The organism is Rhizobium sp. SVR5-2C, from assembly GCF_056755115.1.
The window spans coordinates 47379-60537 of sequence record NZ_JBNDHT010000027.1 but is presented as its reverse complement, the minus strand read 5'-3'; the positions used below and the strand labels follow the sequence as shown (position 1 = coordinate 60537).

Annotated in this window: 13 protein-coding genes and 1 pseudogene; 5 read left to right on the top strand and 9 right to left on the bottom strand. The window is 60.0% G+C overall.

The window, feature by feature from the left end; genetic code table 11:
* Both ACPYOI_RS10540 and ACPYOI_RS10535 read left to right on the top strand, forming a co-directional pair.
* Nucleotides 1–703, top strand: a pseudogene (locus ACPYOI_RS10540) (flagellar motor protein MotA); the annotation flags it as partial.
* A 3-nt stretch (nt 704–706) separates the two neighbouring features.
* A complete protein-coding gene (locus ACPYOI_RS10535; RefSeq protein ID WP_481416088.1) occupies nt 707–1738 on the top strand; it encodes a peptidoglycan -binding protein in 1032 nt (343 codons plus the stop codon).
* Between the two features lie 130 nt (nt 1739–1868).
* On the opposite strand, the gene ACPYOI_RS10530 is transcribed toward ACPYOI_RS10535, so the two are convergent.
* The gene (locus ACPYOI_RS10530; protein ID WP_168831533.1) at nt 1869–2057 is read right to left on the bottom strand and encodes a YegP family protein; all 189 of its coding nucleotides are present in this window, start codon (nt 2055–2057) and stop codon (nt 1869–1871) included.
* A gap of 64 nt (nt 2058–2121) precedes the next feature.
* Entirely contained in the window at nt 2122–3111 is a 990-nt protein-coding gene (locus ACPYOI_RS10525; protein ID WP_481416089.1) for a Bug family tripartite tricarboxylate transporter substrate binding protein, read from the bottom strand.
* 214 nt (nt 3112–3325) lie between these two features.
* Here ACPYOI_RS10525 and ACPYOI_RS10520 point away from each other — a divergent pair, with 214 nt between their 5' ends.
* Nucleotides 3326–4543: an adenylate/guanylate cyclase domain-containing protein gene (locus ACPYOI_RS10520; RefSeq protein WP_481416090.1), complete on the top strand. Its 1218-nt coding sequence runs from the start codon at nt 3326–3328 to the stop codon at nt 4541–4543.
* Between the two features lie 4 nt (nt 4544–4547).
* On the opposite strand, the gene ACPYOI_RS10515 is transcribed toward ACPYOI_RS10520, so the two are convergent.
* On the bottom strand, nt 4548–6350 hold the full coding sequence (locus ACPYOI_RS10515) for an ABC transporter transmembrane domain-containing protein (protein WP_481422858.1): 1803 nt from the start codon (nt 6348–6350) through the stop codon (nt 4548–4550).
* Nucleotides 6351–6541: 191 nt separating this feature from the next.
* Here ACPYOI_RS10515 and rpmE point away from each other — a divergent pair, with 191 nt between their 5' ends.
* Nucleotides 6542–6763, top strand: a complete 222-nt coding sequence (gene rpmE / locus ACPYOI_RS10510) for a 50S ribosomal protein L31 (RefSeq protein ID WP_168831537.1) — start codon at nt 6542–6544, stop codon at nt 6761–6763.
* A gap of 145 nt (nt 6764–6908) precedes the next feature.
* Here the strand turns inward: rpmE and rcdA are convergent, their stop codons facing one another.
* From rcdA to ACPYOI_RS10495, 3 genes are all read right to left on the bottom strand, one after another.
* Nucleotides 6909–7424, bottom strand: a complete 516-nt coding sequence (gene rcdA, locus ACPYOI_RS10505; RefSeq protein WP_168831538.1) for a protease adaptor protein RcdA — start codon at nt 7422–7424, stop codon at nt 6909–6911.
* 376 nt (nt 7425–7800) lie between these two features.
* On the bottom strand, nt 7801–7992 hold the full coding sequence (locus ACPYOI_RS10500; protein ID WP_481419984.1) for a DUF1192 domain-containing protein: 192 nt from the start codon (nt 7990–7992) through the stop codon (nt 7801–7803).
* A 21-nt stretch (nt 7993–8013) separates the two neighbouring features.
* Entirely contained in the window at nt 8014–9360 is a 1347-nt protein-coding gene (locus tag ACPYOI_RS10495) for an MFS transporter (protein ID WP_481422859.1), read from the bottom strand.
* A gap of 105 nt (nt 9361–9465) precedes the next feature.
* Here ACPYOI_RS10495 and ACPYOI_RS10490 point away from each other — a divergent pair, with 105 nt between their 5' ends.
* Nucleotides 9466–9630, top strand: coding sequence for a hypothetical protein (locus ACPYOI_RS10490; protein WP_481419985.1), 165 nt, complete (start codon nt 9466–9468; stop codon nt 9628–9630).
* Here the strand turns inward: ACPYOI_RS10490 and ACPYOI_RS10485 are convergent.
* The 3 genes from ACPYOI_RS10485 to ACPYOI_RS10475 form a co-directional block, all read right to left on the bottom strand.
* Entirely contained in the window at nt 9627–10544 is a 918-nt protein-coding gene (locus ACPYOI_RS10485; protein ID WP_481419986.1) for a PhzF family phenazine biosynthesis protein, read from the bottom strand. The genes ACPYOI_RS10490 and ACPYOI_RS10485 overlap by 4 nt on opposite strands.
* A 130-nt stretch (nt 10545–10674) precedes the next feature.
* Nucleotides 10675–11700 (bottom strand): class I fructose-bisphosphate aldolase, encoded by a 1026-nt coding sequence (locus ACPYOI_RS10480; protein ID WP_481419987.1) that lies wholly within the window; start codon nt 11698–11700, stop codon nt 10675–10677.
* Between the two features lie 216 nt (nt 11701–11916).
* Nucleotides 11917–13116 carry a phosphoglycerate kinase gene (locus ACPYOI_RS10475; RefSeq protein WP_481419988.1) on the bottom strand — a complete coding sequence of 400 codons (1200 nt, stop codon included), beginning with the start codon at nt 13114–13116 and terminating at the stop codon, nt 11917–11919.
* Between the last annotated feature and the right edge of the window lie 43 nt (nt 13117–13159).

Here is a 13159-nt window from a genome sequence, read left to right as displayed (position 1 = left end):
ACGCTCCATCCTGGACTCGATTGCCACGCGCCTCGATGAATCCCGCGATACGTCGCGTTATCTCATTGGCCTTCTGGTCTTCCTCGGCCTGCTCGGCACTTTCTGGGGCCTCATCGGTACGATCGGCTCGATCAGCGGCGTCATTCAGTCGCTGGATGCAGGATCGAACGGTTCCGGCGACGTGCTGACCACGCTCAAGGAGGGCCTTTCCATGCCGCTTTCCGGCATGGGACAAGCCTTCTCGTCATCGTTGCTCGGCCTTTCCGGATCACTCATTCTCGGCTTCCTCGACCTTCAGGCGGGCCGGGCACAGAACCGCTTCTACATGGAGCTCGAAAACTGGCTTTCGTCGGTGACTGACGTCGGCTCCGACCTGGCTGTTCAGCCGATCGACGGGGCTACGTCTTCCGAGGATGTTCGCGCGTTGTCGGACTATCTGAAGAAGGTTGCCGATGAAGGGGGCGCCGGCAGCCAGCGCTCGGTCGCGGCGATGGCAAGTCTTGCCGAAGGCATCCAGGGCCTCGTCAAGAACATGCGCAACGAGCAGCAGATGCTACGCGACTGGATCGAAGCGCAGCAGGACGAGGCGAAAGCCATGCGCCGCACGCTCGACCGGCTCGCCGAACGCATCGGCGGACAGGAAAGGTATAGCTCTTCCGAACGGAGCCATCGAGCCCATACCGAGAAGAGCGAGGGCAAGTAAACCATGGCGCTCGCCCGAAACCGCCGCCGCCAAGGGGAAATGAACTACTGGCCAGGTTTCGTCGACGCTCTGTCGACGCTTCTGATTGCCATCATGTTTTTGCTGACGGTGTTCGTTGTTGGCCAGTTCATTCTCAGCCGGGAGATTTCCGGCCGCGACGAGGTGCTGAACCGCCTCAACAGTCAAATCAACGAGCTGACGCAACTGCTGGCCCTCGAGAAAGGCAGCAACCAGGATCTCGAGGATTCCGTCGCCAATCTGCAGGCGTCGCTTGCGAGCGCAGAAGGCGAACGCTCGCGGCTGCAGGCGCTGCTCGACGCCGGCTCCGGCGGGCAGGACGCGGCGCAGCAGCGCATCGGCGGCCTGACCAAGGAGTTGGACGAGCAGAAACAGATGAGTGACCGGGCCATGAGCCAAGTCGAGCTTCTCAACCAGCAGATTTCGGCACTCAGGAGCCAGATCGCAGCCGTCGAGGCGGCGCTGCAGGCCTCGGAACAGAAAGACCAGAGCTCGCAGGCGAAGATCGCCGATCTCGGCCGGCGCCTCAACGTCGCATTGGCCCAGCGCGTCCAGGAACTCAATCGCTATCGCTCCGATTTCTTCGGCCGCTTGCGCGAAATCCTCTCCGATCGTGAAAACATCCGCATCGTCGGCGACCGTTTCGTTTTCCAGTCTGAAGTCCTGTTCCCCTCCGGCAGTTCCGATCTCAATCCGGAAGGCATCGCCGAAATGGGTAAGCTTGCGACCGCGCTGCTCGACCTGGCGAAGGAAATCCCGCCTGAAATCAATTGGGTGCTCCGCGTGGACGGTCATACCGACAACGTGGCGCTGTCCGGATCTGGCCGCTATCGCGACAACTGGGAGCTCTCCTCGGCGCGCGCGATTTCCGTTGTCAAATATCTCATTTCGCAAGGGGTACCGGCCGATCGGCTCGTCGCGGCCGGCTTCGGCGAATTCCAGCCAATTGCACCCGGCGATACACCGGAAGCCCGCGCCACCAACCGTCGCATCGAGCTCAAGCTGACCGAGAAGTGATCGGCCTACGGGAACTTTTAGCCAGTTGGGCAGCAGATAAATTAGCGCCGAACGATCCGCTGGCTCGTCGCGCTTCCAGGGGCATGACAGAGGCCAGTAAGGCGGCGCCTTGCCGGCGCCGCCAAACTAATCAAGCCGTCGCCGTGGTCTGATCGTCCACCGTCGCGCCCGGCGCGTTCTTCTTGATGGATTCGATCGCGCTCAGGGCGGAGGCCTTGGCTTTGTAGCCTTCAGAGCTGAACATGGATTCGCCGTTCGACGCCTTGAAGCGGAAACGGAATTCGCCGGCCTTGTCTTTGTACACTTCAAACTTATACATCGATTATCTCCCAATATCAGGAAGTTGCCTGCTAACGGGAGATAATCTAGTGCAAAAGTTGAACTTATTCCATTTGGATATTTGCGCCCTTGACGATCGGACCCCACTTGGCCAGTTCGGCTTTCACATGAGCGCCAAGTTCCTCCGGCGTCGAGCCGACGATGGTGGCGCTGAATTCGTTCATACGCTCGGCAACCGCCGGATCCTTGAGGGCCTTGTTGGCGGATGCATTGAGCTTCGCGACAACATCGGCAGGCGTATTCGCCGGCGCGAAGAGCGCGTTCCATGTATAGGTCTCGTAGCCGGGAACGCCAGACTCGGCGATAGTCGGAATATCGGGGAAGGATGGAGCGCGTTTCGCGGTCGTGACCGCCAAGGCCCGCAACTTCCCGGATTTGATGTGACCGGAGGAAGAGGGCAAATTATCGAACATGATCGACACTTGGTTTCCCAAAAGATCGGTCAAGGCAGGTCCAGCGCCCTTGTAGGGGATATGCTGCATCGTGACGCCAGCCATCGAATTGAACAGTTCGCCGGACAGATGCAGCGGCGTGCCGTTGCCCGAGGAAGCATAGCTCCACTTGTCGGGCTCGGCCTTCAGCAGCGCAATCAGTTCCTGCACGTTTTTGACAGGCAGTTCCGGATTAACGACGAGCACGTTAGGCACGATGACGAGCAACGAAACGGGCGCGAAATCCTTTTCCGGATTGTAAGGCGTGGATTTGAGGATGAGCGGGTTGAGCGCGTGCGTCGCAACCGTCCCCATCAGAATGGTATAGCCGTCCGGTTCGGCGCGCGCGACGTTGTCTGCACCAAGGTTGCCGCCGGCACCGGCGACGTTCTGGACGACCACCTGCTGGCCCAGGTCTCCGGACATCTTTTCGGCGATAATGCGAGCGACGACATCCGTGGAGCCGCCGGCAGCAAAAGGAACGACCAGTGTAACCGCGCGATCCGGAAAGCCGTCGGCCTTTGCGGTCCCGGTCCCCAGAGCCGCAAGCAGTCCAAGGCCGAGCGCCATCCCAGCGCGACGGGTGATGTTAAAAATTGCCATTCAATTCTCCTCCCGGAATTCAGCAGCTGTTCAAATCGGCAGGAGGAGGGTAGGGCATGGACGGACAAAGGCAACCGAAAGCGGCCGGGCCGACATGCGACTTTAGTGTTGAGCGAAACGATCCGGCTGTTGATATTCCAATCGGTCCTTCGCTAACCATCTATACAGGGATGTTGATGTGTCCGCTTGGCGGGACGAGATTGTGGAGTTTCAAATGCAGGCCGTATCCAATCCATTACCAGCGCCCGTGGAGGCGGAGGATGGCCGTTGGCCGGTGCGCCGGCGAAAAATCCTCGACTGGCTGATCAACGATACCCGCGGCGAGCGATACATCGACAATATCCTGGTGGAGATGTGCATACGGCTCCAGGCCGCAGGCGTTCCTGTCGCCCGCGCAACGATGCATTTCCGGACGCTCCATCCGCAATGGCGCGGTGCACGCGTCCTCTGGCGCCTTGGGATGCAGAAAGCCGAGATCACGACTTTCGGCTACGGCGTCGAATTGACGTCGCAATTCCTGAACAGCCCGATGAACGATATCTTCAGCGGAGCGGCAGAAGTCCGGCAGAAGCTGGAAGACGAGAACACTTCCTATCCGCTTTACGACGAGCTGCGAGGGGAGGGACTGACGGATTACGTTGCCTGGCCGATGGATCATACGCTCGGCAAGCGGCACGTCGTCACCTTCTCAAGTGACAGGCCGGGCGGCTTTGACGATGAGCACCTGACCTTCCTCAGAGACCTCATGCCGGCGCTTACACTCGTCACTGAAGTCCGGGTCAAAAACATTCTTGCTCGCACGCTACTGGAAACCTATGTCGGGCCACACGCCAGCGAGCAGATTCTGGCGGGCGCCACGACCCGCGGCAGCGGCGCAACGGTTGGCGCGGCGATCCTCATCTGCGACATGCGGGATTTCACGAAGATCTCCGATCTTTGGCCGCGCGACGATGTGCTCGAATTGCTGAACGCCTATTTCGATGCCATGTCGGAGCCGATCGAAAGGCATGGCGGCGAGATCCTGAAATTCATGGGCGACGGGCTGCTCGCCATTTTTCCGCTGACCACGCCGGAAGCCTGCCACAACCTTCTCAGTGCAATCAAGGAAGCTCAGGCCGCGATGGTCGAGCTCAATCAGTTCAACAAGGAGCGGGGGCTTGTGCAGCTCCGCTACGGCATCGGCGTACATGTCGGAGACGTGATGTACGGCAATATCGGCTCGCACAAGCGCCTCGATTTCACGGTGATCGGCCCGGCGGTCAACATCGCGTCGCGGCTGGAAAGCTTGACGAAGGAGATCAAGCGTCCCGTGCTGCTGTCGAAAGCCTTCGTCGAAATGGCAGGCTGCGAAGCCGGTTTGGAAAGCCTCGGCTCCTTCCCGCTGCGCGGACTGGGCGAGCCGGTGGATGTCTACGCGTTTCCGGAATCCTGAGAAGCTACTTGGCTATCGCCAGAGGCTCGTTCGCACCCGTCTCGAACTGCAGCTTCGCCAGTTTGGCGTAGATCCCGCCATGACGGATCAGGCTCTGATGAGCGCCCTCTTCGACGACGCGGCCCTCGTCCATGACCAGGATGCGATCTGCCTTCAAGACGGTCGCGAGGCGATGGGCGATGACGAGCGTCGTGCGACCCATCATTAGGCCGTCGAGCGCTTTCTGCACCAGTGTTTCGCTCTCCGCGTCGAGAGCGGATGTGGCTTCGTCGAGCAGCAGGATAGGCGCATTCTTCAGGATCGCCCGGGCGATTGCGATGCGCTGGCGCTGGCCGCCGGAAAGGGTAATGCCGCGCTCGCCGACCTCGGTGTCATAGCCCTTGTCCAACTTCGCGATGAACTCGTCCGCCTGAGCCGCGACGGCGGCAGCACGCACCTCCTCGCGCGTCGCGCCGGGACGGCCGAAGGCGATGTTGTCGTGGATCGAGGCAGCGAAGATGGTGACGTCCTGCGGAACGATTGCCATGCGCGCGCGCAGATCGGCCGGTGTTACTTCGCGTGCATCCAGACCATCGATCGCGACGCTCCCCTGTTGTGGATCATAGAAACGCAGCAGCAGCGAGAAGACGGTGCTCTTGCCGGCGCCCGACGAGCCGACGATGGCGACAGTTTCGCCCGGCGTGACGCTGAAGCTCAGCCCCCGCAACGCCGATTTGCCGGGACGCGACGGATAGGCGAAATGGACGTTCGAGAATTCGACGCGCCCCAGGGCCGGAGCGGGCAGCGTCTCGGGCTCTTCCGGTGCTCTGATCGGCGAGACTTCGTCCAGCAGTTCATTCAGCCGCTCGGCGGCGCCTGCCGCCTGCGAGAGTTCTCCCCAAACTTCAGACAGGGCACCGAGAGAGCCTGCGGCGATGACCGAATAGAGCAGAAACTGGCCGAGCGTGCCCGCCGAAAGCGTTCCGGTCAGAACATTATGGGCGCCGACCCAAAGAACGGCAACGACACTGCCGAAGACCAGCGTGATCGCAATGCCCGTCAGGAGCGCCCGGGAGCGGGTTGCCGAGCGTGCGGCGCTATAGGCCGCCTCGACGGCAGCACCATAGCGGCTTGCGGCAGCATCCTCGCCATTGAAGGCCTGCACGGTGCGGGTCGCGGCGATCGCTTCGTTGGCGAAGGCGGAAGCCTTGGCGAGCGTATCCTGAGCGGTGCGAGAGCGCTTGCGCACCGAACGCCCGAAGGCGACGAGCGGAAAGACGATCAACGGGATTGCGCCGAGCGCCAGGCTGGCAAGCTTCGGCGAGGTTACGATCATCATGCCCATCGCGCCAAGACAGAGGATGAGGTTACGTAGCGCCACCGAGGCGGTCGCACCGACGGCCGATTTGATCTGTGTCGTATCGGCGGTCAGGCGCGAAACGATCTCACCCGACTGGTTGATGTCGAAAAAGGATGGCGACAGGCGGGTCACGTGCGCGAAGACATCACGGCGGAGATTCGAGACGATACGTTCGCCGAGCGTGATGACGAAGTAATAGCGAAGGGCGCTTGCAGCCGCGAGCACCACAGCCATCACCGTCAACATTGCGAAGTAACTGTTGATGAAGTTGCCGTCAGCCTGTGTGAAGCCGTGGTCGATCATGCGGCGTACGGCAAGTGGAAGGGCGAGCGACGTAACGGCGGCAACAACGAGTGCAACCAGGGCGCCTGCGACCATGCCGCGGTAGCGCATCATATAAGGCGCGAGCCTTCCTAGGGGCTTGAGGGAACGCGACTTCTTTTCCGCGGCCTGGACTGCGTCTGTCAATTCATCTCCAATCGCCCAATACCGCGGGTCGGCGGCTTGTTGGCCCTTGTTATCCGGATGGCCTTCATGTATAGGCAGCGCATCCGAATGGGAAGCCGTAGCCTTCGCGACTGCGGCTTCATTTATTCAATCGGTTCTCTTGCCGCAATGACATGCGTCAAATTGGACCCTGGCATCGCAGGAAGATTGTTATGAAGGCAGATATTCATCCCGAATACCACGTCATCAAGGTAGTGATGACCGATGGCACCGAATACGAAACCCGCTCGACCTGGGGTTCGGAAGGCGCTGTCATGAACCTCGAAATCGATTCCAAGTCCCACCCGGCCTGGACCGGTGGCAACCAGCAGCTCATGGACCGCGGCGGCCGCGTTTCCAAGTTCAACAAGCGCTTCGGCGGCCTCGGCCTCTAATCGCTTCCGCGGTACGGAATTTGAAAAAGAGCCCGGCTTTTGCCGGGCTTTTTGTTTGCCGTTGTCCTGGAGAGTAGCGGGAAGACGAAAATGCAAAAGCCGGCCGCGTCGCCACGGCCGGCTTTTCAATGTTCTCGCTTACAACTCAGTTGTTGCCAAAAGCGGTTTGCAACAAATGCAGCTGCGCCTGGACGCTGTTTTGATTGTCGGGAACGATCGGCGCTTCCGACGGGCGATAGATTTCCCGGTCGAGAAGGGCGACGCGGTTCTGGAGGCGCAATGAGCGTTCGACAAGATCACGGAAAGCTTCCGGCAGGTCATTCCAGCCGGGAGCGTTGCGGTCCACGTTGAAGCCGTCGAGGCGAACTTTGCTCTTTTCGGCAAGCACCTGATCCCGGGACATCTCGCCGTTGTTGACGGCCCGCTGCAGGAGCAGCCACGACGCCATCTGCATGAGGCGGGTCGTCAGGCGCATCGACTCGGCGGCGTAGAGAACGGAAGCCATGCGTGGCAGAACCTTGGATGCAGCGCGTCCCGTACCGTCGAGGTAGGCAGCCGTTTCCTCGACGAGCGACATGCCTTCCGCATACAACGTCTTAAACTGTGAGGATGCGGCGGCGCGGCCCGCAAAACTGATCGTATTCAAACCAATTTCCGACATTCAAATGGTTCCTGTTGCACGCATCTACATATGTTCAGGTAACGTCAGTCTGAAACGAAAGTTTCAAAGACCGGTCTTTGTGTCTTGAAGATGGTATCTTTAGCCTAAATGCGCAAGGCGTTTCTTAAGAAAGGGTTAACTTCCACAGTTTCGTGGTGAACGAGCGCCGGCACAAAAAGAAGAGCCGCAAAAGCGGCTCTCAAGGTAAAACAGGGAGAAAAATCAGACCAATTCACCGCGTGGAAAACTGTCTGAGATCCAGACGAGATCTGGATGAGAACAGTAATATCTCATAAAGCTTAATATTACGTTAAGACTGTTTCCTATTAGGACTTGCGCAACAGTTTTTCGCCTGTCCTGCAGCCTCGTGCCAGCTCTAGGAACGAAAGAGCTTTTCGGCGGCCGCGCGATCTGAAGCCTTTCTCGCCGCCTCATCCTCGATGCGGCCAATCTCCGCCTTCAGCAATTCCACACGCGCCTTCAATTCATCCACGGAAAGCATGGAAAGATCGGTTCCGATTTCGTGAGCCACTTTCTTTTGTGGCCGGTCGTCGTCGATGAAGCTCATGGGCAATCCTCCGTTCGGTTCTCAGCCGTACTTTACCTCAGGATCGCCGCTTTCGGGAGGCGTAGGCGATGTGCGCTCGGCAAGCGACATGCCTTCGGGCGTCAGCATCGGGGAGGTGCCGGTCGGGATTGTCGTGTAGGCCTCTCGCTCGCCGACGGGCACTGCAGCGCGAATACGGCTACGGATGATTGCGTAAGCGGTGATCAAAACATGCGCGAGAGCGGTGACAAGGAAGAGTGCATGCGGGCTGACTATCGACATCACCGGCCCGCCGATCGTCGGGCCGATCACCGTGCCGATGCCGTAGAGCAGCAGAAGCCCGCCGGAAACCTTCACAAAGTCCTCGGACGAAGCGAAGTCGTTCGCATGCGCGACAGCAACCGGATAGAGGGTGTTGGCGACCGCGCCATAGAGGATCACAAGGCCGATAAGAAAGGCTGGCGACGAGGGATGCAGCACGACGATCAGAAGGCCGGCAAGCGCGGCGACCGCCGACATGGCTGCCAGGACGTAGCGGCGGTCAATGCGATCGGAAAGGCGGCCGGCTGGAAGCTGCATCAGCGCACCGGCGAAAATGGTGGAACTCATCATCACGGCGATGCTGGTGTCCGACAATCCCGCACCGGCGCCGAAGACCGCGCCGAGCGTGCCGTAGGCGCCGTTGGCGATGCCTACCAGCAGGATGCCGAGGCACGAAACCGGCGAATTGCGGTAAAGAGCAGGCAGGTCAAGCTTCACGGCCTTCAGCGGCTGCGGGGAGGCGGCGGTCGAGAGCGTGGTAGGCAGCATGGCGATGCAATAGAAGATGCCGCAGACCATGAAGAGCACTGGCGTGCGTACGTCTTGGAGCGGGATCATCATCTGCCCGGCGACCACACCCAAAAGCGTGATGCCGATATAGAGCGAAAAGATCGCGCCCCGGCTCTCGTTTGTTGCGCGCTCATTCAGCCAGCTTTCGATGATCATCGAGGTGCCGGCTGTCGAGAAGCCCGTGACGGCGCGCAGCACCACCCACCAGATTGGATCAATGATGATGCCGCTCACGAGCGCAATGATGGCGATGATCGAGATGAAGCCCGAGAAGGCGCGTACATGGCCGACACGCCGCACCATTTTAGGGGCCACGAGGCAGCCGACGACGAAGCCCGTCGCCCAGGATGTCCCGAGCAGGCCGAGCGTGGTCGTATGATAACCCTCGAGATTACCGCGGACGGGAAGCAGGATGCCCTGAAGGCCGTTGCCCATGAAGAGGAAAAGCGTTCCGAAAAGCAGTGCAGCGACGGACAGCAGATTTCTTTTCATTTCCACTCTCGGCGAGTTCGACTTTAAAAATGCATAGGACGAGGCTGTTCCCCGCCCTGTCCCAATAATGTTGATTGTGCCCCGGAATGCCGTTACGGCATGAAGAAATGTTGTGTTCGCGCGGAATAATGTCCGTCCTGTGACATTCTGATAATATTGGAAAATAATGCCATGACGAAGCTGCTGGCGCTTTTGCTCATCCTTGCCATGGTCGTACAGGTCATCAAGCCGCTCGGGTTTCCCGGTTTGCGACGGCGGATGGACTTTTGGAAGATCGCGTTGATTGCCTTCGCGATATGGGCGGTCGCGCTTCTCGGACGCGAACTGATCGCCTAGACAGTGATCTCACCCAGCATTACTGGCACGCACTCGCCGGAAATCGAGACGTCCGTCACCATGCCGTCCTTCTTGACGACGTCGACTTCGATGATGCTGCGGCGCCCCATTTCGACACCCTGCTCGATCGTCACACGCTGGTTGATGGTCTGCTCCGGTGCGAGCGAGACGAGATAAGCAGCAAGCGCCGCGGAAGCGCTGCCGGTCGCCGGATCTTCCGGAACGTTGTCGAGCGGGGCGAACATGCGGGCACGGATATTCCAGGGTTTCTCCGGCGCGCGGACATAAACGAACAGGGAGAAATCGTGGTTGCCTTCGGCGGTCGGACCGGCGGCCTCCTGGAAATGCGCGAGGTTCGGCCTCGCTGCGCCGAGCGTCTCCAACCCATCGAGTTCAGCGACGGCGAAGCTGAGACCGACTGAGGCGAAAATCGGGCGATGCTTCGATTTGACGATCTTGCCGCTATTGATGCCGATGCACCGGGTGATCGTTTCTTCGGACACATCAGGCCCGATATGCAGCGATTTGGGCGCACGGATCGTGGCAGAGGTGACCCGGCCTTCGGTGCGGCGGAGCGTCACTTCGACCAACCCGGCCTTCTCCTCGAAACGCAACGTGTCTCCGATCGGCTTGCCGAAGACTTCACTCTGCTGGCCGAGGACGTAGGCCGTTCCCACATTCGGGTGACCGGCGAAAGGCACCTCCATGGTCGGCGTGAAGATGCGGACATTCGCCGTGTTGGCAGAATCCCTGGGCGGAAGGACGAAGGTTATTTCGGAATATTTGAACTCCGCCGCGATCTTCTGCATCGTCTCGGAACCGAGTTGCTCCGCACCCATCACGACTGCGAGCGGATTGCCCTCGAAACGGTTGGCGGTGAAAACGTCGACGGTCGTAAACGAAAGGATACTCATCGCGGCTCCCCAGTCTGAGGCCGCGATCATGGGCGAGGGCTTTTGATCGTCAAAGCGCAATCTTGTCGCCGTGACAATGGAAAAGCCCGGCACATGCGCGCCGGGCTCCCGCATCAGGTTTCACATCGTCTCAAGCGGCCTGTTCGAGTTCCCGCTTCCAGGTGCCCTTGGCGGCAAGTCTGTTCATTTCAGCGCGGTGGTTGAAGGCACGCTGGCCGGCGGCGACGTTCTCGGGCTTTCCGCCCCAAGCCTTCAATGCCGTGTCCTGCAGGGCGCGGCCATAAGAGAAGGTAAGCTTCCAGGGCAGTTCGAACGCGGCATTCATCGCCGAGAGGTGAGCTGTCGCTTCTTCGGCGGTCTGACCGCCGGAGAGGAAGGCAATGCCGGCTACTGCGGACGGAACAGTGCGCTTCAACACCTGAACGGTGCGTTCGGCCACTTCCGCGACAGATGCCTTGCGGGCGTTCTTGCCGTCGATGACCATGTTCGGCTTCAGGATCATGCCCTCGAGGCTGACGCGCGCGTCGGCGAGTTCCTCAAAAACGGTGCGCAGCGTCCATTCGGTGACCTCGGCGCAGCGGTCGATATTGTGGTCGCCCGGCTTGCCGTCCATCAGGCATTCCGGCTCAACGATCGGCACGATCCCCGCTTGCTGGCAGAGCGCGGCATAGCGGGCGAGCGCGTGGGCGTTCGCCTTCATGGAACCCCAGGTCGGGAGCGAGGATGAGATGGCGATCACGCCACGCCACTTGGCGAAGCGGGCGCCTGCCTCGTAGTATTTGGACAGACGCTCGGCGAGACCGTCCAGGCCCTCCGTGACCGTTTCGCCCGGAAAGTTTGCCATCGGCTTGGCGCCGGTATCGACCTTGATGCCGGGAATGCTGCCCGCAGCCTTGATGATGTCGACGAAGGAGGTGCCATCAGCCGCCTTCTGAAAGAGCGTCTCTTCGTAGAGAATCACACCCGAGATGCAATTCTTCATCGCCTCTTCTGAGCGGAAGAGCATCTCGCGGTAGTCGCGCCGGCTTGTTTCTGTCGACTCCAGACCGATCGTATCGAAGCGCTTTCCAATCGTGCCGGTCGATTCATCAGCGGCGAGCAGCCCCCGGCCATCCGCTACCATCTTCGCTGCAATGTCTTCCAAGCGTTCGCTCATTTCACGTTCTCCACTACAAGAAAAATCGGCAACCAATGAATATAGGTCGGCGATAACAGAAGTTTATAGGAAGGAAAATGGAGTGCTAAGTCATTGAAACGATTGAAATCATTTCAATCGTTTGAAAGTTCGTAAGTTTTTTCTTCACGTAAACGAAGACCGCGGAGGCAACCCCCCGGTCTATCAACATGCTAGATTGTCAGCTCAGCCGGCTGATCATTTACCGCTAAGAACGGCAACACCCGGAAGGACCTTGCCTTCCATCCATTCGAGGAAGGCACCCCCTGCGGTCGAGACATAGCTGAAGTTATCGGCGACACCCGCATGGTTCAGGGCCGAAACCGTATCGCCGCCGCCTGCGACGGAGGTGAGTTTGCCGGCCTTGGTGCGTTCAGCAGCATATTTGGCCGCCGCCACCGTTGCCCTGTCGAAGGGTTCGATTTCGAAGGCGCCGAGCGGGCCGTTCCACACAAGCGTCTGCGCGCGCTCGATCCATGCCTTGACGGCTTCGATAGACTTCGGGCCGACGTCGAGGACCATGGCGTCCTCGGGAATGGCTCCGATATCGACGGTCTCGTTGGCCGCGCCCGCCTTGAATTCGCGCGCGATGATGCCATCTTCCGGCAGGATGATGGCGCAGCCGGCGGAAGCGGCTTCGATCATGATCTGCTTTGCGGTGTCGGCGAGGTCATGTTCACAGAGCGACTTTCCGACATTGGTGCCGCGGGCAGCGAGAAAGGTATTGGCCATGCCGCCGCCGATCACCAGAGCGTCGACCTTCTTCACCAGGTTCATGAGCAGATCGATCTTGGTGGACACCTTGGCGCCGCCGACGATGGCGACGACCGGGCGAACCGGATTGCCGAGGCCCTTTTCGAGCGCCTCGAGCTCCTGCTGCATCGTGCGGCCGGCATAGGCAGGCAGCCGATGGGCAAGCCCTTCGGTGGAAGAATGGGCGCGATGTGCGGCGGAAAAGGCATCATTCACATAGATATCGCCACTGGCGGCAAGGGCTTTTGTGAACTCCGGATCGTTCTTTTCCTCACCCTTATGGAAGCGGGTGTTTTCAAGAAGCAGGATATCGCCATCCCTCATCTTGGCGACGGCCGAAGCGGCAGCTTCGCCGACGCAGTCTGAGGCGGTCGCGACCGGCTTGCCAAGCACGCGCGAAACGTCCGGCGCGATCAGCGAGAGCGAGAGGTCCGGCGAGGAGCCGTCCTTGGGGCGGCCAAAATGCGCAAGCAGAATGACCTTGGCGCCCTTCCGCGACAATTCGAGGATCGTCGGCGCAACGCGTTCGATGCGTGTCGTGTCGGTCACCTTGCCGTCTTTCACTGGAACGTTGAGGTCCACGCGGACGAGAACACGCTTTCCAGCGATGTCGTTGAGGTCGTCAAGGGTCTTGAAAGCTGGCATTGGACTATCCGTTCGTTAGTGCCTTGGGAAGGTGGCCGACCAT

Excerpts from the sequence above, each read along its gene's own strand:
- ACPYOI_RS10535 (WP_481416088.1), top strand. The coding sequence starts at position 707 with ATGGCGCTCGCCCGAAACCGCCGCCGCCAAGGGGAAATGAACTACTGG.
- ACPYOI_RS10530 (WP_168831533.1), bottom strand. The coding sequence starts at position 2,057 with ATGTATAAGTTTGAAGTGTACAAAGACAAGGCCGGCGAATTCCGTTTC.
- ACPYOI_RS10525 (WP_481416089.1), bottom strand. The coding sequence starts at position 3,111 with ATGGCAATTTTTAACATCACCCGTCGCGCTGGGATGGCGCTCGGCCTT.
- ACPYOI_RS10520 (WP_481416090.1), top strand. The coding sequence starts at position 3,326 with ATGCAGGCCGTATCCAATCCATTACCAGCGCCCGTGGAGGCGGAGGAT.
- rpmE (WP_168831537.1), top strand. The coding sequence starts at position 6,542 with ATGAAGGCAGATATTCATCCCGAATACCACGTCATCAAGGTAGTGATG.
- rcdA (WP_168831538.1), bottom strand. The coding sequence starts at position 7,424 with ATGTCGGAAATTGGTTTGAATACGATCAGTTTTGCGGGCCGCGCCGCC.
- ACPYOI_RS10500 (WP_481419984.1), bottom strand. The coding sequence starts at position 7,992 with ATGAGCTTCATCGACGACGACCGGCCACAAAAGAAAGTGGCTCACGAA.
- ACPYOI_RS10490 (WP_481419985.1), top strand. The coding sequence starts at position 9,466 with ATGACGAAGCTGCTGGCGCTTTTGCTCATCCTTGCCATGGTCGTACAG.
- ACPYOI_RS10485 (WP_481419986.1), bottom strand. The coding sequence starts at position 10,544 with ATGAGTATCCTTTCGTTTACGACCGTCGACGTTTTCACCGCCAACCGT.
- ACPYOI_RS10480 (WP_481419987.1), bottom strand. The coding sequence starts at position 11,700 with ATGAGCGAACGCTTGGAAGACATTGCAGCGAAGATGGTAGCGGATGGC.
- ACPYOI_RS10475 (WP_481419988.1), bottom strand. The coding sequence starts at position 13,116 with ATGCCAGCTTTCAAGACCCTTGACGACCTCAACGACATCGCTGGAAAG.